At 33.6% G+C, this 21,742-nt stretch carries 19 protein-coding genes and 1 pseudogene; 14 read left to right on the top strand and 6 right to left on the bottom strand.

Annotation, left to right across the window (positions count from 1 at the left end):
• Positions 1 to 15 precede the first annotated feature (15 nt).
• Positions 16 to 2,709, bottom strand: a complete 2,694-nt coding sequence (locus K5R64_RS02290) for a valine--tRNA ligase (protein ID WP_220760447.1) — start codon at positions 2,707 to 2,709, stop codon at positions 16 to 18.
• A 193-nt stretch (positions 2,710 to 2,902) separates the two neighbouring features.
• Here K5R64_RS02290 and K5R64_RS02285 point away from each other — a divergent pair, with 193 nt between their 5' ends.
• Positions 2,903 to 3,292: a DUF1573 domain-containing protein gene (locus K5R64_RS02285; protein ID WP_220760445.1), complete on the top strand. Its 390-nt coding sequence runs from the start codon at positions 2,903 to 2,905 to the stop codon at positions 3,290 to 3,292.
• Between the two features lie 42 nt (positions 3,293 to 3,334).
• Here the strand turns inward: K5R64_RS02285 and K5R64_RS02280 are convergent, their stop codons facing one another.
• On the bottom strand, positions 3,335 to 4,663 hold the full coding sequence (locus K5R64_RS02280) for a PDZ domain-containing protein (RefSeq protein ID WP_220760443.1): 1,329 nt from the start codon (positions 4,661 to 4,663) through the stop codon (positions 3,335 to 3,337).
• Positions 4,664 to 4,788: 125 nt separating this feature from the next.
• Here K5R64_RS02280 and K5R64_RS02275 point away from each other — a divergent pair, with 125 nt between their 5' ends.
• The 5 genes from K5R64_RS02275 to lgt all read left to right on the top strand — a co-directional run bounded on the left by K5R64_RS02275 (position 4,789) and on the right by lgt (position 9,875).
• Positions 4,789 to 6,021, top strand: coding sequence for a pyridoxal phosphate-dependent aminotransferase (locus K5R64_RS02275; protein ID WP_220760441.1), 1,233 nt, complete (start codon positions 4,789 to 4,791; stop codon positions 6,019 to 6,021).
• A gap of 167 nt (positions 6,022 to 6,188) precedes the next feature.
• The gene (gene folE, locus K5R64_RS02270; protein WP_220760465.1) at positions 6,189 to 6,860 is read left to right on the top strand and encodes a GTP cyclohydrolase I FolE; all 672 of its coding nucleotides are present in this window, start codon (positions 6,189 to 6,191) and stop codon (positions 6,858 to 6,860) included.
• Between the two features lie 205 nt (positions 6,861 to 7,065).
• Complete coding sequence (cysS, locus tag K5R64_RS02265) at positions 7,066 to 8,544, top strand: cysteine--tRNA ligase (protein ID WP_220760439.1); 1,479 nt, start codon at positions 7,066 to 7,068, stop codon at positions 8,542 to 8,544.
• Positions 8,545 to 8,605: 61 nt separating this feature from the next.
• Positions 8,606 to 8,839 carry a membrane protein insertion efficiency factor YidD gene (gene yidD, locus K5R64_RS02260; protein WP_220760462.1) on the top strand — a complete coding sequence of 78 codons (234 nt, stop codon included), beginning with the start codon at positions 8,606 to 8,608 and terminating at the stop codon, positions 8,837 to 8,839.
• Positions 8,840 to 8,948: 109 nt separating this feature from the next.
• Entirely contained in the window at positions 8,949 to 9,875 is a 927-nt protein-coding gene (gene lgt / locus K5R64_RS02255) for a prolipoprotein diacylglyceryl transferase (RefSeq protein WP_220760437.1), read from the top strand.
• Positions 9,876 to 9,953: 78 nt separating this feature from the next.
• Here lgt and K5R64_RS02250 read toward each other — a convergent pair whose 3' ends face one another.
• Positions 9,954 to 10,502, bottom strand: a complete 549-nt coding sequence (locus tag K5R64_RS02250; RefSeq protein WP_220760435.1) for a DUF4494 domain-containing protein — start codon at positions 10,500 to 10,502, stop codon at positions 9,954 to 9,956.
• 202 nt (positions 10,503 to 10,704) lie between these two features.
• On the opposite strand from K5R64_RS02250, the gene K5R64_RS02245 reads away from it, so the two are divergent.
• From K5R64_RS02245 to K5R64_RS02215, 7 genes are all read left to right on the top strand, one after another.
• A complete protein-coding gene (locus K5R64_RS02245) occupies positions 10,705 to 11,478 on the top strand; it encodes a Rossmann-like and DUF2520 domain-containing protein (protein WP_220760433.1) in 774 nt (257 codons plus the stop codon).
• Positions 11,462 to 11,989: an HAD family hydrolase gene (locus K5R64_RS02240; protein WP_220760431.1), complete on the top strand. Its 528-nt coding sequence runs from the start codon at positions 11,462 to 11,464 to the stop codon at positions 11,987 to 11,989. The genes K5R64_RS02245 and K5R64_RS02240 overlap by 17 nt, the downstream gene beginning before the upstream one ends.
• Before the next feature lie 29 nt (positions 11,990 to 12,018).
• Positions 12,019 to 12,951 carry a geranylgeranylglycerol-phosphate geranylgeranyltransferase gene (locus K5R64_RS02235; protein WP_220760429.1) on the top strand — a complete coding sequence of 311 codons (933 nt, stop codon included), beginning with the start codon at positions 12,019 to 12,021 and terminating at the stop codon, positions 12,949 to 12,951.
• Positions 12,938 to 13,522, top strand: a complete 585-nt coding sequence (locus K5R64_RS02230) for a Maf-like protein (protein ID WP_220760427.1) — start codon at positions 12,938 to 12,940, stop codon at positions 13,520 to 13,522. Before K5R64_RS02235 ends, K5R64_RS02230 begins: the two co-directional genes overlap by 14 nt.
• 8 nt (positions 13,523 to 13,530) lie before the next feature.
• Positions 13,531 to 14,064: a mechanosensitive ion channel domain-containing protein gene (locus tag K5R64_RS02225; protein WP_308443149.1), complete on the top strand. Its 534-nt coding sequence runs from the start codon at positions 13,531 to 13,533 to the stop codon at positions 14,062 to 14,064.
• 87 nt (positions 14,065 to 14,151) lie between these two features.
• Positions 14,152 to 15,975 carry a hypothetical protein gene (locus K5R64_RS02220; RefSeq protein WP_220760425.1) on the top strand — a complete coding sequence of 608 codons (1,824 nt, stop codon included), beginning with the start codon at positions 14,152 to 14,154 and terminating at the stop codon, positions 15,973 to 15,975.
• 66 nt (positions 15,976 to 16,041) lie between these two features.
• Positions 16,042 to 16,350: a hypothetical protein gene (locus tag K5R64_RS02215; protein ID WP_220760423.1), complete on the top strand. Its 309-nt coding sequence runs from the start codon at positions 16,042 to 16,044 to the stop codon at positions 16,348 to 16,350.
• A gap of 70 nt (positions 16,351 to 16,420) precedes the next feature.
• Here K5R64_RS02215 and K5R64_RS02210 read toward each other — a convergent pair whose 3' ends face one another.
• From K5R64_RS02210 to K5R64_RS02200, 3 genes are read right to left on the bottom strand one after another with little or no spacing between them, the layout of a single operon-like run.
• The gene (locus tag K5R64_RS02210) at positions 16,421 to 17,311 is read right to left on the bottom strand and encodes a Ppx/GppA phosphatase family protein (protein WP_220760421.1); all 891 of its coding nucleotides are present in this window, start codon (positions 17,309 to 17,311) and stop codon (positions 16,421 to 16,423) included.
• A 16-nt stretch (positions 17,312 to 17,327) separates the two neighbouring features.
• On the bottom strand, positions 17,328 to 19,400 hold the full coding sequence (gene ppk1, locus K5R64_RS02205; RefSeq protein WP_220760419.1) for a polyphosphate kinase 1: 2,073 nt from the start codon (positions 19,398 to 19,400) through the stop codon (positions 17,328 to 17,330).
• A 3-nt stretch (positions 19,401 to 19,403) separates the two neighbouring features.
• On the bottom strand, positions 19,404 to 19,889 hold the full coding sequence (locus tag K5R64_RS02200; protein WP_220760417.1) for a histidine phosphatase family protein: 486 nt from the start codon (positions 19,887 to 19,889) through the stop codon (positions 19,404 to 19,406).
• A gap of 547 nt (positions 19,890 to 20,436) precedes the next feature.
• On the opposite strand from K5R64_RS02200, the pseudogene K5R64_RS02195 reads away from it, so the two are divergent.
• Positions 20,437 to 21,742 (top strand): annotated as a pseudogene (locus K5R64_RS02195) (hypothetical protein); the annotation flags it as partial.

Genomic DNA, 21,742 nt, shown 5'->3' with positions numbered 1-21,742 from the left:
GTACTATATTACTATTTATTTCAAAACAGCTAAACTTTGCTCAATTGTTGCGATTTTTGCCAAAGCATCGGCTTCTTTTTTACGCTCCATAGCAATCACTTTTTCAGGAGCACCTGCTACAAATTTTTCGTTCGAAAGTTTATTTTGTACCGATTTCAAAAAGCCTTGGGTGTATTTAAGTTCTTCCGTTAATTTAACAATTTCGGCCTCCACGTCAATATTACCTGAAATAGGAATAAAGTATTCATTTGATTTTACTCTAAATGAAAGTGCGCCATCCACCTTGTCTGAAACATATTCTATGGTTGATATATTCCCTAATTTAGCAATTATCGTATCAAAATAAGCCGTTAAATTTTCGTTATTAATAACTTTTAAATCAATGGCATCTTTGAACGGAATGTTTTTGTCTTTACGAATGGTACGAATTCCAGAAATCACTTCGATAGTCCCTTCAAAATCAGTTATCAAACTCGCATTAAACGGTTTTGATTCTGGCCAAGTTGAAACGATAAGCGCTTCTTCAGTAGTTCGTTCAGTAATGTGCTGCCAAATTTCCTCTGTCAAGAAAGGCATAAATGGGTGCAATAATTTCAGGTTGTTTTCCAACATTTCTATCGCTTTCGCAAAAGTCGTGCTGTCAATTGGTTGTTGGTATCCTGGTTTAATCATTTCTAAGAACCAAGAACAGAAATCATCCCAAACCAATTTATAGATTCCCATTAAAGCCTCAGAAATTCTGTATTTATCGAAATTATCTTCTATCTCAGCCAGGGTTTGTTGAAACTTCGCCTCATACCATTCAATAGCCACTTTTGAAGATTCAGGTTGCGGAATCGTTTCAGACACTTCCCAACCTTTAATCAATTTGAAAGCATTCCAGATTTTGTTCGAAAAAGCTTTTCCTTGATTGCACAATTCCTCGTCAAACATGATGTCATTTCCTGCCGAAGCACTCAATAACAATCCTACACGAACACCATCAGCACCAAATTTCTCAATCAATTCTAAAGGTTCTGGAGAGTTCCCTAATGATTTAGACATTTTACGTCTTTGTTTGTCGCGTACCAAACCTGTCAAATACACATTGGTAAATGGTTTTTCACCTGCATACTCATATCCCGCAATAATCATACGCGCCACCCAGAAAAACAAAATATCGGGTCCTGTCACCAAGTCATTGGTTGGATAATAATATTTAAAATCTTCACTTTCAGGATTCATGATTCCGCCAAAAACAGACATTGGCCACAACCAAGACGAAAACCAAGTGTCAAGGGCATCAGCGTCTTGTTTTAAGTCAGAAACTTGAAGCTGGGAGTTAGCAGTTTTTTCTTTGGCTAAAGCCAAAGCATCTTCGATGTTTTCAGCCACTACAAAATCTTCTTTTCCATCTCCATAAAAATAGGCTGGAATTTGTTGTCCCCACCACAGTTGACGTGAGATATTCCAATCGCGAATATTATTTAACCAATGCGCATAGGTATTTTCAAAACGTTTTGGGTGCAACTTAATATCGCCATCCTCCAAAACGGATTTGATAGCTGGTTTAACCAATTCTTCCATTTTCAAGAACCATTGGTCAGACAAACGAGGTTCGATTACTGCTTTGGTTCTTTCAGAAGTTCCCACTTTATTCAAATGGATTTCGGTTTTGGCCAAATCACCGTTAGCTTCTAATTCTTTAGCAATTGCTTCACGAACCGCAAAACGGTCTTGCCCTTGGTAATGCAAACCAAAACTATTCAAAGTCGCATCATCGTTGAAAATATCAATAATTTCCAAGTTGTGCTTCTCCCCTAGTGTTTTGTCATTCATATCGTGTGCAGGCGTCACTTTCAAACAACCTGTTCCAAATTCGATATCTACATAGTCATCTTCGATAATAGGAATCACACGACCACAAATAGGTACAATGGCTTTTTTTCCTTTCAAATGTGTAAAACGTTCGTCATTTGGATTGATACAAATAGCGGTATCTCCAAAAATGGTTTCTGGACGTGTTGTTGCTACTGTCAAATATTCCTCCCCCAACCCCTCCGAAGGAGGGGAGATAAGCATATCAGCTCCCTCTCCTTCGGAGGGGGCTGGGGAGAGGATTTTATATTTTAGGAAAAATAATTTCCCTTGTCGTTCTTCAAAAATAACTTCTTCATCAGACAAAGTCGTTTTAGCCTCTGGGTCCCAGTTAACCATTCGGTATCCACGGTAAATCAAGCCTTTGTTGTATAAATCTACAAATGATTTAATCACCGAAGCTGACATATCAGGATCCATCGTGAACTTGGTACGTTCCCAATCACAAGAACACCCCAATTGTTTTAATTGTTCTAAAATAGTTCCACCATATTTTTCAGTCCAATCCCAAGCGTGCTTTAAGAATTCCTCACGTGACAAATCATTTTTATTGATTCCTTCTGCTTTTAACTTAGCCACAACCTTAGCCTCAGTGGCAATCGAAGCGTGGTCTGTTCCAGGAACCCAACAAGCGTTGAATCCTTTCAAACGAGCACGACGAATCAAAACATCTTGAATGGTATTGTTCAACATGTGTCCCATGTGCAAGACTCCCGTTACATTAGGTGGAGGAATTACTATTGTATAAGGAGTTCTATGATCTGGCACAGAATGAAAGTAATTGTTTTTCATCCAGAATTCGTACCATTTATTCTCAATAGTTTTAGCGTCAAATTGTGCAGGAATTGTCATTATATCGTTTATTTGTTTAATCGGTTATTTGTTTAATCGAAAATCAATTAACCGGAACTTTGTGTTTGGTCTGATTCTTGTAATTCAATTAAGGGAACAAAAGTAAATAATTAAGTACACTATAAAAAGGGAAATAAAAATTTGTGTACTAATTAAAACAAAGTATATTTACTTTATTAAAAACCAAAAGCCAATGAAAAAACTAGCCACTTTTATCGCATTCGTATTATTTTGTAGTATTGGATTTGCACAAAATGGAGCTAAAATCGATTTCAAAGCTAAAAACAATACTATAGATTTTGGAACTATTTCAAAAGATACTGATAATGGAATTCGTGTTTTTGAATTTACTAATACTGGAAATGCCCCTTTGATGATTTACTCTGTACAATCTACTTCAAGTTGTACGATTCTTTCCAAACCATCAGCGCCTATTCCTCCTAATAAGACAGGGAAAATTGAAATTAAATACAATATGGCTCCTGGCCCTATTCGAAAAACCATTACGGTTGAATCCAATGCCGTAAATTTTGAAGAAGGACGAATACCTTTAAAAATAAAAGGAGACGTTATTGAAAAATAAGCAACTTAACAAGGAAACACTCTTAATTTAGGAGTGTTTTTTTTATTCCAAAATAGAAACTAATTTGAATTTGAAGGTCAGAATTTCTCCTTTCCTAATGACTTCCATTGTTATCCATTTCTCTTCATCTGATTTTAAAATAGCTAGTAATTCTTGATACGAATAACTATCAGCATTGTGTTTATTGATAGATACAATGACATCACCTTCTTTTATTCCGCTTTGAGCTGCTGGCGAATTGACTCGCACACTGGCAACCTTAAAGATGGGTTTTAGTTCAAATTTATATTTAAAATCCGTTAGCTCTCCGGGTTTGTCAGAATCAAATTGCGAAGCCGTTTTCATCAAAAGAGCTTTCTGGTTCACTTGAATATTTACAAATTTCATCCCAGCATGAATTACTTCGATACCGCTTTTGTTATATAAAAAAGGATTAGCAAACATCCCATTGGGCTTCAAATACAAATTACTATTCTTATAATCTATCATTACGGAGAACCTTTTCAAAATTTCGCCTCCCACTGACCCCATTCTGCCAGGAACAAATTTTAAATATTGAATGGTAGTCGAATCAGGAAAGGCTACTATAGGTCTTTTGAATGTAAAATTGTCTAATTGAAAAGCTTCAATTTTAGCACGTTTGCCATAAGCATCCCCGCTAAATCCTTTCCCTAAATAATCGTCAAAATTTTTGGTTGGAATTTTAATTTTATCATTTTCAAAAAGCCACACCGAATCACTATTCCCTACATCTAAAAGTAATTTCACGGGAATCGAACGATTATTAATAGTGACGTTCCCCATAACATAGGGTTTATCTTTTTCGATAATTAGTGGCAACTGAGTAAATTTACGAAAGACTCGTTTGGTGTTTTTTGGAGTGTCTTTGTAAAGTGTAATGCGCTTTTTGGCATAATTAATTTCGACTAAATGATTTTTAAAAAAACTATGCCCAATAATCCCGTTGACAGGCACTCCCAAATGATCTGAAAAATTAAATTCCCCGCCAAGAATGACATACAATAAATGAGACTGTGACTGCATCCCTTTTATTTCCAATACATTATCTGTGGATTTTAATCCTAAAGCCGTATAATCACTTCCAAAACCCTTTAACCTAATTTTCTCAACATTTTTATATTGAGAATTATTACTTTCATCCACACTAAAAACGATGGTTTGCCCTACTCCTGTATCCAACAAAAAAGTGAGAGGTACACCATTTAATTTTACAGGAATTAAAACCAAATTATTAATAAATGAAAACGAAAAACGCAGCTTGTCCTTATTTTTCAAAAACTCAAAACTGTCCTGTCCCCTAGCGGGAAAAACTAAGAAAACTAGAAAAAAAAAGACAGCAATTTTTTTCATCACTTGGTTGTTTTCATAAATTTAATAAATATCTTGCATTTCTAGCGAGATATTTTTAAATAGTGATTCTATCGATAGTCAATTTCAAAAAAAAAATCGCAAATTTGCACTAAATTATTAATCACATGCCTAACATTTCAATTAGAGGCCGCAAAATGCCTCAATCCCCAATACGTAAACTAGCTCCTTTTGCGGATATTGCAAATAGAAAAGGATTAAAAGTTTACCATTTAAATATTGGTCAACCCGACATCAAAAGTCCAGAGAAAGCCATTGCGGCCATCAAAAACATGGAGTTGGATATAATTGAATATGGCCCTTCAGAAGGTTACAAAACCTACAGAAAAAAACTTGCCCAATTTTACAGAAGACAACGTGTAAATGTGGACACCAAAGATATTATGATAACGACAGGTGGTTCTGAAGCATTATTATTTGCTTTAGGAAGCATTATGGATCCGGGCGACGAAGTAATCATACCTGAACCATTCTATGCAAACTACCATGCTTTTTCAGAAGAATCAAGTGCTACCGTAGTACCTGTAAATTCGAGTTTTGAAGACGGATTTGCCTTGCCTTCAATTGAAAATTTTGAGCGTTTAATTACACCAAAAACCAAAGCCATTTTAATTTGTAACCCTAGCAATCCTACTGGAAATTTATATTCTGAGCAGGAAATACAACAATTAGGAGAATTAGTTAAACGACACGATTTATTCCTAGTAGCTGACGAAGTGTATCGTGAATTTATTTACGACAAGAAAGACATACATTATTCAGTAATGAATTTAGTTGGTCTAGAGCAAAACGTAATCATGATTGATTCCGTATCCAAAAGATACAGCATGTGTGGTGCTCGTATCGGTTGTATGGTTACAAAAAACAAAGAAGTTATCGCTACAGCAATGAAATTTGCACAAGCGCGTTTATGCCCTCCAACCATTGAACAAATTGCTTGCGAAGCAGCTCTTGATACTCCAAAAAGTTATTTTACTAAAGTAACTAAAGAATATAAAATACGAAGAGACACCTTAATTTCAGAATTACTCAAAATAGAAGGAGTCGAGGTTACGCTTCCTAAAGCCGCATTTTACTGCATTGTACAATTGCCTGTAAAAGATACAGAACATTTTGCAAAATGGTTATTGAAAAATTTTGAATTAGACGGCGAAACGGTTATGATTGCACCGGCTGCAGGATTTTATTCAACCCCAGGAATGGGTAAAAATCAAGTTCGTATGGCGTATGTTTTGAAAAAAGAAGATTTAATACGCTCCGTACACATATTAAAAGAAGCTTTAAACGTTTATAAAGCCCTCAAACATAAAAAAACCATGATTGCCGATACAAATATTTAGTTCTATAAAAACTTTAAAACAACGGCAACAACCTCCAAACAAGGTTTTGCCGTTGTTTTTTTAATAGTAAAAAGTTTTATTTAACTTTTGTCGAATTAAATACTTTAATATTTATTAATTAACTTTGTTCGCTTAAAAATAACCTCGTTTATAATAGAAGAATTTTGATGATACAAAATGAAGAAATGCATGACGAAATAGGAGACAATCATATTGGTTCATGTGCAAACAACCCAGTCCGACAAGACGCTTTTGATATAACTGACGAAGAAAAAATTGAAAGGATAAAAAAAGATGTTGAAAACATTCTACAAACATTAGGAATGGATTTAACGGATGACAGCATCAAAGGAACTCCTAATCGTGTTGCCAAAATGTTTGTTAAAGAAATTTTTGGAGGATTGAATCCAAACAAAAAACCAAAAGCTTCCACCTTTGACAACAATTACAAGTATGGTGAAATGTTAGTAGAAAAAAACATTACTCTTTATTCTACTTGTGAACACCATTTGCTTCCAATCATTGGAAGAGCCCATGTTGCTTATATTTCTAATGGAACAGTCATTGGTCTTTCTAAAATGAACCGACTTGTAGAACATTATGCCAAAAGGCCTCAAGTTCAAGAGCGCTTAACCATGCAAATTGTTCAAGAGCTTCAAAATGCCCTTGGCACTGAGGATGTGGCTTGTGTTATTGATGCCAAACACCTATGTGTAAATTCACGTGGGATTAAAGATATCGAAAGTAGCACCGTTACTTCTGAATTTGGTGGTCGCTTCAAAGAAGACAAAATAAAAAGAGAATTTTTGGATTATATCAAATTGGAAACTAAATTTTAATGTCCTCCCCCACCTACCCAAAGGTAAGGGAAACAACACAGTAGTTTAGCGTCAATTTTAATCCTAATTAGCGACATACTTTTCCCTTTTAAAGAACTCCTTTTAAAGAGAAAATTGGAATTAATAAATTTTAATATCACTAATACATTCACTTCTCGACTCCCTCTCCTTACGGGAGGGCTAGGGTGGGGAAAAACAAAAAAAAATGCCATTATATCGTACTCAAACATTAAAAATATACAATTCTCTCTCAGGAGAAAAAGAGACTTTTACCCCTATTCACGAAGGAAATGTAGGAATGTATGTTTGTGGACCTACGGTTTACAGTAATGTTCACTTAGGAAACCTACGTACTTTTATGTCTTTTGATGTGATTTTTAGATACTTTATCCATTTAGGCTACAAAGTGCGTTATGTACGCAATATTACTGATGTGGGACATATGGTGGACGATGCTGATGAAGGGGAAGATAAAATTGCCAAAAAAGCACGTTTAGAGCAATTAGAACCTATGGAAGTCGTACAGCGTTATACGGTGGACTTTCACGAAATCTTGAAGGCATTTAATTTTTTACCTCCAAGTATTGAGCCTACAGCTACGGGACACATAATTGAACAAATAGAAATCATCAAAAAAATCATTGAAGCTGGTTTTGCCTATGAGGCCAATGGTTCTATCTATTTTGATGTGATTAAATACAACGAAAACCATCACTATGGTATTTTAAGCGGGCGAAATATTGAAGATATGTTAGCCAATACAAGAGAATTGGACGGACAATCAGACAAGAGAAACCCTCAAGATTTTGCTTTATGGAAAAAAGCGGAACCCCAACATATCATGAGATGGCCTTCGCCTTGGGGAGAAGGTTTTCCAGGTTGGCATCTTGAATGTACGGCCATGAGTACTAAATATTTGGGCAATCATTTTGATATACATGGTGGCGGAATGGATTTGAAATTCCCGCATCACGAATGCGAAATTGCACAAAACGAAGCCTGTACCGGACAAACACCTGTAAATTACTGGATGCATGCTAATATGTTAACTTTGAATGGTAAAAAAATGGCTAAATCTACTGGTAATAACATTTTGCCAGGAGAAATACTAACAGGTAACAATACCATTTTAAGCAAACCTTTTTCGGCTTCAGTAACACGGTTTTTTATGTTACAAGCCCATTATAGAAGCATCTTGGATTTTTCTGACCAAGCTATTGTAGCTGCAGAAAAAGGATTCAAAAGATTAATGGAGGCTATGGAAGGTTTATCACATATCACACCTAGTTCCACAAGTACTATTGCTATTGCAGCATGGAAACAATTGTGTTATGATGCTATGAATGACGATTTTAATTCACCTATTTTAATTGCACAATTGTTTGAAGGGGTTCGTTATGTTAATTTACTAAGAGAAGGAAAAGAAAGTTTGACTGCTCAGGATTTGGCTGATTTTACTTCGTTGATGCAGGCATTTGTTTACGATGTATTGGGATTAGAAAACGAAAAAAACACCAATTCTCAGAATGACATATTAGAAGGCACCGTAAAACTTTTAATTGAAATGCGCAATCAAGCGCGAGCTGATAAAAACTTTGCTTTGTCAGATCAAATTAGAGACCAGTTGCTTGCTATTGGTATCCAATTAAAAGATAGTAAAGAAGGAACAAGTTTCACTATATAAACCCATAAGGTTCAATTGCTAGCAATTGAACCTTTTTTATTTTCAATCAACACGTAGAATGATGAAAATTACAACGCCATTCATATTGCTAGTTCGTTTTTATCAGGTTGCTATTTCACCTTTTACCCCTGCAACTTGCAGGTTTCAACCTACTTGCTCTTCCTATATGATTGAGGCGTTACAAACTCATGGATTGTTATACGGAGGCTATTTAGGTCTTAAACGGATTTTGAGCTGTCATCCATGGGGCAAATCAGGTTATGACCCTGTTCCACCTAAGGATAAAAAGCCTTAAAAGAACCACTATTTTAGTTTGTTAAACTGTTCTTAATACTCCCCTCATAACTTCAATTTAATATTGAAACTCAAAACAAAAACTGTATTTTTACAACAAAAATTACATAATGACACACGCTTTAAACATTGTTTGGAACCCCTCAGAAGGTATTGATTTAGGATTTTTCGTGATTCGTTTTTACAGCCTTATGTTTGTAATCGCTTTTGGATTAGGCTGGTACATCATGAAAAAAATATTTGAAAGAGAAAATGAATCTTTAGAAAAACTAGATTCTTTGTTTGTCTGGACAGTGTTAGCAACCTTAATAGGAGCCCGTTTAGGTCATGTTTTATTTTATGATTGGGAATATTTTCGCAACCATTTAGCCGAAATATTTCTTCCTTTTCGTTTTTCTCCCCAATTTGAATTTACAGGATACCAAGGTCTAGCCAGTCACGGTGCAGCAATATCTATTATTATAGCGATGTATTTCTACAGTAAAAAAGAACTAAAAAAACCGTTATTATGGATTTTAGATCGAGTGGTCATTGCAGTATCTAGCGGAGCTATATTTGTACGTTTGGGCAACTTTTTCAATTCAGAAATTGTAGGTAAAAAAACCGATTCAGTTTTTGGAATCCAGTTCATAAGAGACCAATTTTCGGCAAGTGAAGCTGTTTCGTTAACAAATATTGCAAACCCGACAGAAGCTTATCATGCCATCGCTACTAACCCTCAGTATGCTCACTTACTATCTCAAGTCCCTTTGAAACATCCTGCTCAGTTATATGAATCTTTTTGTTATGTTTTTGTATTCATTGCCTTGTACTTCCTATATTGGAAAACAGATGCTAGATTAAAATCAGGGTATTTATTTGGTCTTTTCTTAGTTGCATTATGGACAGTGCGTTTTATTGTTGAATATGTCAAAGAAAGTCAAGGAGGTTTTGAAAGTTCACTAGGATTATTCTCCACTGGACAATGGTTGAGCATCCCATTTATACTAATTGGTTTCTATTTTGTCTTTACCGCCGACAAACCCGTTAAAATATAAATGAACTTAATATACAAAAAAGAGGAATAGTATTTTTAATAAACTATTCCTCTTTTTTATTAGTACAACTTTCAAAATCTAAGATTCAGACAACGCTATTTCAAATTCCATATTGTCTATTTTTTCTTCTTCGTGTACGGGTCTCGAAGCCTTAATAGCATTAAACTTTTCCAATTGCTCTAATGCATCCTCTTCCCCACTAAAATAAGGAAAAACATCTACAATAGGCGATTCATTAATAGCTGTAATGGAATATTCTCCCATGGTGTTTTTCATTACATGCACCGTATTATCAAATGCTTCTTTAATATCATTTGCTTGTAGTAAAAAATACATATTGGTTTTACGTTCTTTCCCACTTTCTTCATCATAAGCAATTAACGCAATTTTGGATTTAAACCACCTATCTGAGTTTTCGAAAGGATGAATTTCGGCATAGTTAGCTACTTTGATATTAGTTATTTTAAACTCTTCACTGATGTACGCCGCCATTTCTTCATTAATTCGACGTTCCGCCTCAGTATAAGATAAGGCATCTACCAAATATGGTTCGGTTGTTACCTTTTGCCCTCCATTTTCGTCAATTTTTCTATATTTTACTTTACATTCAAACCAAATAGCACCCATAATATCTTTTATTTTTTAGGATGCCAAAGATAAATTTTAAAGAAAATAAATTTCCATTCTGCTCAAATAAATATCCACAAAATGATGCTTTAAAAAAAGTGAGTAGTAATTATGCCATCTTTATCCTCAACAAACTAAATTTTACTACCCACTCCTTATTAGATTAGCAAATTCCTATTTTAATTTTTGTTAATTTTGCCACATGATAAAAGTAGTACTAATAGGTTCTGGTAATCTTGCTCAACATCTCATTGTGGCTTTTCAAGAAGCTTATCAATTCAATAAAAACGTTGTGTTGGTTCAAGCTTTTGCTCGAAAAAAAGAAACCCTTACTCACTTACTGGACTCTAACAAAATTGTTTCGGATTGGGAGCAAATCACTCAGGCTGATCTGTATATTCTTGCCGTATCTGATGATGCTATCCACGAAGTAAGCACTCAATTGCCTTATAGTAACTGCTTGGTGGTACATACCTCTGGAGCCATGCCGATGACTATTTTGAATTCCAAAAACAGAAAAGGCGTATTTTATCCTTTACAATCGTTTTCAAAAGATAAAGAAATATCTTTTTCAAGTATTCCTATCTGTTTGGAAGCTGAACATCAAGATGATTTTCTTATGATTGAAAAGGTAGCACAAGCACTCTCAGGAATTACTTATGCGATTGCTTCTCAACAACGCAAAGCATTGCATGTAGCTGCAGTATTTGTTAATAATTTCACGAATCATTTGTATCAATTGGGAGCCGAAATTTGTGAAGAAAACCAAATACCATTTGCTATTTTACACCCTTTGATTCAGGAAACTGCACAAAAGATAACTACCCTAAAACCCGAATTAGCCCAAACGGGACCAGCTATCCGAAATGACCAAAAAACGATTGATGCTCACGAAGAGTTTTTGAAAAACAACCCCCAATTAAATCTATATAAAATCTTAACACAATCAATACAAAACCATGGCAAAAAGTTATAAAGAAATAATGAACGACATCACCACTTTTATTTTTGATGTAGATGGCGTACTTACAGATGGATCCGTTTACATTGCCAATGATGGTGAACTCTTACGTACTATGAACATCAAAGATGGATACGCCATGAAAGCCGCTATTGAAAGTGGTTATAATGTGTGTATTATTTCGGGTGGAAAAAATGAAGGCGTGCGATTACGTTTACGCAATTTAGGGATTACAGACATACATTTAGGTACCCCAAACAAAGTAGAAACATTTGAAGAATATACTGAGCTTTATGCTATTGCCCCAGAACAAGTCTTGTACATGGGAGACGATATTCCTGATTACCATGTGATGAAATTAGTGGGTTTACCTACCTGTCCACAAGACGCAAGTCCTGAAATCAAAAGCATTTCTAAATACATTTCACACAAGAATGGAGGAAAAGGAGCTGTGAGAGAGGTCATCGAACAAGTAATGAAAGTGCAAGGAAAATGGATGGAATACTTTGAAGGAAATAACAATTAATTTTTGCTAATTGAAAACCACCTGAAACTATGCCTTTTTTACAACTCATTCGATATCAAAATTTGATAATGCTAGCATTGATGCAATTGCTGTTTCGTTATGGTTTTTTAAAATTACAAAACATTCCTTTAGCTTTAAATGATTGGCAATACGGCCTTTTAATACTAAGCACAACGTTAATTGCAGCTGCAGGTTATATTATTAACAACATTATCGACCAAGAAACTGATGCCACTAATAAACCTCATAAACAAATAGTAGGTTCCAAAATTACTGAAACTAATGCATACACCTATTATATCACTTTAAACAGCATAGGCGTTGCTATTGGTTTTTATCTTGCAAACAGTATTGGAAAACCTAATTTTGCAGCTATTTTTATTATTATTGCTGCTAGTTTATACCTATATGCAACAAGTTTCAAGCAAATGACCCTAATTGGAAATCTTATAGTAGCATTGTTGCTAGCTGTAAGTGTTTTAATTATCGGAATTTTTGATTTATACCCTGTAATTACCCATGAGAATCAGAAGGTAATGGGAAGTTTATTTTCTATCCTTTTGGACTATGCTTTTTTTGCATTTATCATCAATTTGATACGAGAAATAGTCAAAGATTTAGAAGATATCAATGGGGATTACAATCAAGGTATGAAAACCCTACCTATCATACTAGGAATAAAAAGAACAACTACCATGGTTTTTGCACTTAGTTTCATTCCAATCGTAGCCTTAGTTTTTTATATCAAAAATTACCTCTTGGCGTACAATCTTTGGGTGACTCTCTTCTATTTTTCAGTTTTTATTTTGGCTCCCCTATTGTTGTTTGCCATCACAATAATTACAGCCCAAACTCAAAAAGAATTTCACAACCTGAGTCAGTTACTGAAAGGCATCTTGTTTTTTGGTATTTTTTCGATTCTAATACTTACATTAAATATTCTGTACAATGCTACAATCTAAATTACAAAACCACACCATCATTCTTGCCTCAGGGTCGCCTAGAAGACAACAGTTTTTCAAGGATTTAGGACTGGATTTTGAAATCAGATTAAAAGATATAGAAGAAATTTTTCCACCCGAATTAAAAGCAGGTGACATCACCAATTATCTGGCTGAATTAAAAGCTAGTGCCTTTGAAAACGAATTAAAGCCCAATGAAATCCTCGTTACAAGTGACACTATTGTTTGGCATCATAACAAAGCACTAGGAAAACCCAAAGACAAAGAAGATGCTTTTACTATTTTAAAATCACTTTCCAATGCAACACACCAAGTCATTACCTCGGTTTGTTTTAAAACCACTATAAAAACTCATATAATTTGCGAAACAACTCAGGTAACCTTTAATGAATTAAGCGATGAAGCCATTCATTATTATATTGACAAATACCAACCTTATGACAAAGCAGGCGCTTATGGAATTCAAGAATGGATTGGTTTTATTGGGGTAGCCAAAATTGAAGGATCGTATGCAAATGTAATGGGAATGCCAGTTGATAAAGTTTACAAATATTTGAGTACCTTAGAATAAAAAATGAAATGATGCCCTATCTTGACAATTTTACTAAAGAAACGCTTTCAACAGCAATAGTTATAGTTATCATGATTGTTTTGAGAATCGTGATTTCTAATATTGTTCGAAAATTTGCTCAATCGACCCATATCATTGAACACCGAACCAATTTAGTGATCAAATACCTTCATTTACTCATAAATGTAATGGTGTTAATAGCTTTAACACTCATTTGGGGAGTGCAAGCCAAAGATATTATCATCGCTATTTCCTCCATCACTACAGTAGTAGGTGTAGCTATGGTGGCGCAATGGTCAATTTTAAGTAATATTACTTCGGGAATAATTTTATTCTTTTCGTTTCCTTTTAAAATAGGCGATGTCATCAAAATACATGATAAAGATTTTCCAATTATAGGTGAAATCGAAGATATTACCGCTTTTCATATTTCTTTGATAACCAAAGAAGGTGAAATCGTGATTTATCCAAACAATTTAATCTTTCAAAAAGGAATTTCTATTTTAAAAGAACATTTTGACGACAGAGAATTTGTCGATTAACCCGCAAGAGCAAAGACAATAAAAAAGCAGGAAATCAGTTTATTAAATGGCATGGTTAATTCGTTTTGATGCCTAACACTCCATTCAATGATAATCCCCAAAAAAATCATATGGTCATTCGTTTTTTCATTGATGTGTGGGATTTCTTTTGCTCAAAAAAAAGAATTAAAACAGGACAGCACCTCTGTTTATCATCGAATTCAACAGTATTCTACCAAAAACAAGTTTACCAAATTAGTTCACAAACTTATTTTTAACCCTATCAATGATAAACGAAATGCAACACCTACTGTAAAACAAAAAAAGCACAAGTCCTATGATGGAAAAATCATTCGGGACATCCATATTGTGACTTTAGATCCTTTTGGTTTTTCGGACAGTGATACATTAAAACAACCCAAAAGATGGGAAGAAAGGACTGGAAATCATCTGCATCTAAAATCAAAAAAAATAGCCATTTTAAATCTATTGTTATTTAAGAAGAATTCGGTTTTCAATGCCATTACGATTCAAGAAACCGAACGTTTGATTAGGTCACAACGTTTTGTAAGTCGAGTGACCATCACAGAAAAACTCTCTAGCAAAAAATCTGATTCCGTAGATGTTTACATTCGGGTTTTAGATTCTTGGAGTACCATTCCTAAATTTCAACTCTCCAGCAATCGAATTTCAGTAGGACTAAATGAGAAAAATTTTTTTGGTACGGGTCAACAGTTTGATTATCGTTTTACTAATCGTTTTGTTGACGGACAAGATGCTCACAATCTTTCTTATACCATTCCTAATATTAAAAATTCCTATACGCGAAGTGTTTTTAAATACAACATCAATCTCGACGGTTTTTACGACAAGGGGATCTTGATTGAACGTCCTTTTTATTCCTCTTTAACCAAATGGGCAGGTGGAATTTATTTGAACCAAACGTTCTCACAAGACAGTTTACAAGCAATCGATTTAACTTACAGCAAACAAAACTTCAAAAATAACATTCATGATTTTTGGTTAGGAAAAGCTTTTCCTTTGTATAAAAATGATACTTTATACAAAAAGTCCACCAACTTGATTTTATCAGGTAGGTTTATGAATAAAGCTTACACAGAAAGTCCTGACATTGCTTTTGATCCAACTCAATTTTACAACGATGAAAAACTAATGTTGATAGGCATTGGTATCAACAATCGACAATTTATAGAGGACAAGTATATTTTTAGATACGGTATTACGGAAGATGTCCCTATTGGTCAAATTTATGGATTAACAATGGGGTATCAATATAAGAACCATCAGTGGCGACCTTATCTTGGCGGACAATTCTCATTTGGAAAATACATCAAACAAGGTTTTATCAGTACTAATTTTGAAGTGGGAACCTACTTTAATCAATCTAAAACACAACAAACCGCATTTTCTTTTCAAGCCAATTATTTTACCCATTTGTTAGAAATAGGGAATTGGAAAATACGGCAATTTGTCAAACCTATTTTAGTGCTAGGCTTCAATCGAGATGCTGCAAAAGCCGACCAATTAACTATCAATGAAGATTTTGGAATTCAAGGTTTCAACAGCCCTATTTATGGTACAAACAAAATTGTACTGAATCTTCAAACCCAAACCTATTCGCCTAAAAACATTGGAGGCTTCCGATTTAATCCCTTTTTCAATTACACCATGGCGTTGCTAGGTAATGTAGCCTCGCATTTTCCTGACAAAAAATTATACTCAAAAATAGGGATTGGAGCCATTATCAGTAATGATTTTTTAGTGTTCAGTTCCTTTCAAATTTCGCTAGCTTATTATCCTACCATCCCCCTTCAAGGCGATTCTGTCTTTAAAACGAATGCTTTTGAAACCGCTGATTTTGGTTTTCAAAGTTTTGAATTAGGAAAACCTAAAACAATTGAATTCAAATAAAGCATATTAAATCAATATTTTATTACTATCTTTAAGACAAAATCGTATTAATTAAAACCTTTTACAATGAAAAAATTAAGCTCTTATCTCTTGATAATAGTATTATCATTAGGTATAATTCCAACAACGATAACAGCTGCTGACAAAAACAGCACCAATGTCCCAAAAGAAATTCCCGCCGAAATTCAAGTCAAACTTGACCGTTTGAACGATATTAAAAACATGGATAAATCTGATTTAAGTTCATCAGAAAAAAAAGAACTTCGGAAAGAAGTGAAAGCAATCAAAGCTGATTTAAGATCTACAGGCAATGGTTTGTATTTGTCTTTTGGGGCAATAATTATTATTTTACTTTTGTTGATATTATTGTTGTAACTCCAATTAAATTCAAAAAAAGGGACTGCTTCATTGAAGAAACAGTCCCTTTTTTTTTTTTAAACATAGCTTAAATATTGCCAAAATACATTGCTTTTACAATACCGTCGGACAACCCTATTTTGGGCACATAAATTTGTCTTGCTCCACTCCATTTCATAGCGTTGAGATAAATTCTAACGGCTGGTATAATTACATCTGCTCGATCTGGATTTAATCCTAATTCGGCAATGCGTTGTTCATAAGTCAACGAATTTAAAAAGGAATATTGTGAATTCATGTACATATAAGACAAAGGTTTTTCTTGTGCTTTGCCAGACATTTTGAATAATTTATTGATATTCCCACCCGAACCTATTAGGGCTATATCCTCAAAATCTTCTGTGTTGGTTTTAATCCATTTTTCAATTTCATTCCATACCACGTCACACACCATATTGTTTAACAAACGAACGGTACCTGCTTTGAAAGATTTAGAACTAATAATTTTACCATTTGAAAAAACAGTAAACTCAGTACTCCCCCCTCCTACATCCACAAACAGATAACTTTGGTCGTTTTTTAACAAATGCTTTATTTCTGTTGAAGCAATAATTGCCGCTTCTTTTTTTCCATCAATAATTTCAATTTTTAAGTCGGCTTTTTTCTTTATTAAAGCTACTACTTCTTTACCGTTATAAGCCTCACGCATGGCTGAAGTTGCAAAAGCTCTATAAGCTTCTACTTTATGAACCTTCATCAAGAGTTTGAATGCTTTCATGGCATCACACATTCTATTGATATTCTCTTCTGCAATTTCGCCAACGGTAAAAGCATCCTGACCTAATCGAATGGGAACTCGAACAAGTGCACTTTTATTAAATTGAGTTTCTTTTCCTTCCTGTTCTACAATATTGACCACCAAAAGACGCATAGCATTTGACCCAATATCAATGGCCGCATATTTTTTTATTTTAATCATTTATACTTTTTACAAATTAGTTTTGTTCTGTTCGCTCTAATAAGTGCACTTTGTTTTGATAGTATCGATACGTTTCTAATTGTGCTCTAAATACAGGAGCTTGATTTCGTTGTCGGTATTTATTATCTAATTTTTCAGAATGGTATCGAGCTTTTACATTTCCTTTCCATCCCAAATCAAAATTATCAATCAGTTCTCTCTTAATTTCTTCGTCATAAATTGGACAGGTAACTTCGACTCTACCATCTAAATTACGCGTCATAAAATCAGCCGAGGAAATAAATACATCAGGAATACCTGCATTTCCAAAAATGTAAATTCGAGAATGTTCCAAATAATTATCCACAATACTTATCGCTTCAATATTCTCACTAAGTCCTTTAACACCCGGAATTAAAGAACAAATCCCTCTCACCTCAAGTTGAATTTTTACACCAGCTTTACTAGCCGCATATAGTTTATCAATCATTTCAAAATCAGACAAACTGTTCATCTTTAATTTCATATAAGCCTTACGGCCTGCCAAAGCATGCAAAATTTCTCTGTCAATTAATTTATTGAAACGAGAACGCGTATAATGAGGGGAAACTATAAGATGTTTATAACGATGGATTCTATAGTTAATATCAAAAAATTCAAAAATTTTACTGATATCTTTTAGTATTTGTTGATGACTCGTAAATAAGGTCACATCTGTATAGACTTTGGCAGTCGTTTCATTAAAATTACCCGTCGAAATAAATCCGTAACGTTTGGTTTTAAAATTTTCGATTCTTTCGATAACACAAATTTTACTATGTACTTTCAATCCTTTTATCCCAAAAATGAGCTCAATACCCTCGGTTTGCATTTGCTCAGCATACGAAATATTCGAAGCTTCATCAAATCTAGCCTGAAGTTCAATTTGAACCGTTACTTTTTTACCATTTTTAGCTGCATTGATTAACGAACTTATGATTTGTGAATTTTTAGCCAATCGATACAACGTAATTTTTATCGATGTAACCATCGGGTCAAGTGCCGCCTCCCTTAAAAATCGAGTCAAATAAGAAAATGACTGATAAGGAGCATGTAACAAATAATCTTTTTTACTTATTTTTTGCAACAAACTTCCTTCTAAACTAAGTCCTGGTATAGGAAGCGGAACATTCTTTTTATACAACAAATCGTAGCGTCCTAGATTTGGAAAATCCATATAATCTCTTCTGTTATGGTACCTTCCACCAGGAATAATGCTATCTGTAGATACAATTTTCATCTTATCCAAAAAGAATTGTAAGGTATCCTCAGCTATTAACTGGTCATAAATAAATCGAACAGGCTCTCCAATTCTTCTATCTTTGACACTAGTTGAAATTTTTTCAAGCATACTTTTGCTCAAATCACTATCAATTTCAAGTTGTGCATCGCGACTGATTTTAATCATGTGAGCTGATACGCTTTCATAATCAAAGATGTTAAAGATACTCCTTAAATTATGCCTGATGACATCGTCTAGTAATATCACATATTGCTTTTCATCCTCAGAAGGCAAAACAACAAAACGATTCATTGTTTTTGGAATTTCGATAATCGCGTACCGAACTTCTTTATTTTTCATGACAAGTTTTATAGCCAAATACCCCATATTATCTTTCAACAAAGGGAACTCAGCTAAATCATTGAGTATGATTGTAACTAATTCAGGACTTAACTTTTGAATAAAAAAGTCTTTTAAAAAAATTTCTTGATCTAAGGAGATTTCGTTCTCATTTATGATAAAAATATTTTGGGTCTCCAATTCGGACTCAATTTCTTTGAAGATTTTCAAACTTTCATCTTGATGCTGAATTACAATTTCAGTAATATCTTTAACTAATTGTTGAGCTGAAATTCCTCCCAAAATCTTTTCTCCAGTTTTACCAGACAGGCTTAGCCTCCTAATCGCTGCAAATCTTACCCTAAAAAATTCATCTAAATTATTGGAAAAAATACCTAAGAAGCGTAATCTTTCTAAAAGTGGAACCGATTTATCTGCTGCTTCTTGGAGTACTCTTGCATTAAAGGCCAACCAACTTTTTTCTCTATCAATATATTTTTGTTCTAACACAGTTTATTTAAAATCTTTTGGAGTTATTATTTTCTTTGTCCTTCCTTTATTAATTGTTTTCCAGTTGTCAGCTTCAAATTGAATAGATACAAAACCTGACGTAGGAACATTACTAATATTTACATCACCAAATTTATTAACAAAATTTGTAATAGCATCATTATGTCCAAAAAGAATAAGACTATCATAAGCATTATCACAAGATTTAATAATTTCTTCTAATTGTCTTTCATCAAATGTGTACAATTCCTTTTTAAAAATAATACTCTCGATGGGTGCCAATAAATTTTGAGCAAAAATTAATGCGGTATCAGAAGCTCTTTTTGCAACACTACTCCACAAGACGTAAGTCTTAGGAATGTGACCCGCAATTTTTGATGAAACCAAATGTGCGTCTTGCATCCCTTTTTTATCCAAAGGACGGTCAATATCTTTAAATGGAACATCCCAATTTGATTTTCCATGACGGATTAATATTAAATTTTTCATAGAATACTTAATTAAATTCAGAAATAGAAAGATACAATTTTTATTTAAAAGTTTAAGATATAAAAACCGATTAATACCGTTAAATTATCCATTTTAGAAAAAAATTAATAAAAAATAAACGCTACTTTTCTGTAATACAAAACTTATAAAAACTATAAAAAATACACTTTATCTATTATTTTTGCACTTTATCGATGTTTTTTATGAATTCGTATTATTTTTTAACATACATTTGAAATGTTAAATAAATAAAACGATTTACAGCATCAAAGTAAACAATCATTTAATTAACTACAGATAAATAGTACTAATTCAAGTGTAAATCTTAATTTTTTTAAGATTTAGATTTTTATAATTATTAAAAAAAACAAAAAATGCTCTTTTAATTATTTTAAAAATAGATTTTTTGTTTTTTAACGAGTATTTAGGTTGTTCAAGGATAAAATACACCAAATACCTACAATGTTAATAAATTTGTTAACAACATTAACATTTGGCATTTCATGTTGAAAAATAATGACAAGCTTCAAACAAAATACAATTAAGTATGAAAACAAATCTACCCACACAAAAGTTCAAACAATCTATTTTATTTGTTTTATTACTATTTCTTTTAAGTATAACTAATAATTATTCACAAATTGTTTTTTCAGGAACCCCAGCATTATCAGACCCCTGTATTTTGAACAGTAATGACTGTACAACCAATTCTGTTACCATTGGTGAAGTATTTTTAGGTGATGCAAATGGAACAGCTATTACAACATGTACTTTTGGAACACCATTGTCAAATGTATATATATGGGTAAATGTAACTAGTACAACAAAAGAAAATTTCTACGTACAATTCGACTTATTTAAAAACAATGTAAAAATTGATCTTGCAGGAAATCCATATACAGGAAATCAAAAAATCAGTGTAGGTCATGTTGGACAAATGGTAGATGGCAAATATAGAATTGTTGCTATACCGAGTTATACATGTGGTCAGGTTTTAGAAATCAAGAATTTATTTATGTCTTGGCAAACTAATAATAATACCCCTCCAGGTTGCCACAAACAGAATTCAATGTGTCAAAAAAATCTCATAACATCTACTATAATTGTAAACACTCCTATCTTTGCAAATTTTTCAGTAACTAAAGAATGTACTGGAAATGTCTATCCACAAGTTACCTATACTGATACCACAACTGGTGGTGTTTCGAATAATCTTTATTCTTGGTCTTTTCCAGGTGCTTTATCAGTTTCACCTACAAATTTAACTACCAAAGGTCCATATACTGTGACATATAGTTCCGCTGGTCCACATACAGCAAGCTTAACAGTATCACATCCAACAAATGTTGTTAGTCCAAATACAAAAACTGTTAATGACATAACTTTAACCTCTTGTTGTACCGTAGCTATTAATTCTATTTCAAAAACTAATGTTCAATGCCATGGTTCTTCAAATGGTACGGTAACTGCAACAAAAATTGGAGGAGTTGGAACAATTACTTATGATTTATTGTATTCATCAACATCAGGTGGTTCTTTTTCTGCTGCAGGTTTACCAACGAATGGAGATTCAACTGGAATTTACACTGGTTTAGGTGCAGGTTTTTATAAAGTAGTTGTATCAGAATCTAATGGTTGCAGCAGTACTAGTTCTGCTGTAGAAATCACACAGCCTGCTGTCTTAACCATAAGTGGGTCTACCACTACTCCTGTAAGTTGTAATGGAGCTTTAGACGGAACCATCTCAGCGGGAACAGTTACTGGTGGAAATGGTACCAATACTTATTCTATTGACAATACTACTTTTACCAATACTACTGGAAACTTCACTGGACTTGCTGCTGGAGCATACA

The sequence above is a fragment of the Flavobacterium sp. UMI-01 genome, assembly GCF_019656315.1.
Lineage (GTDB): Bacteria > Bacteroidota > Bacteroidia > Flavobacteriales > Flavobacteriaceae > Flavobacterium.
The sequence above is the reverse complement of the archived record's forward strand: the minus strand, read 5'-3'. Positions and strand labels throughout refer to the sequence as shown.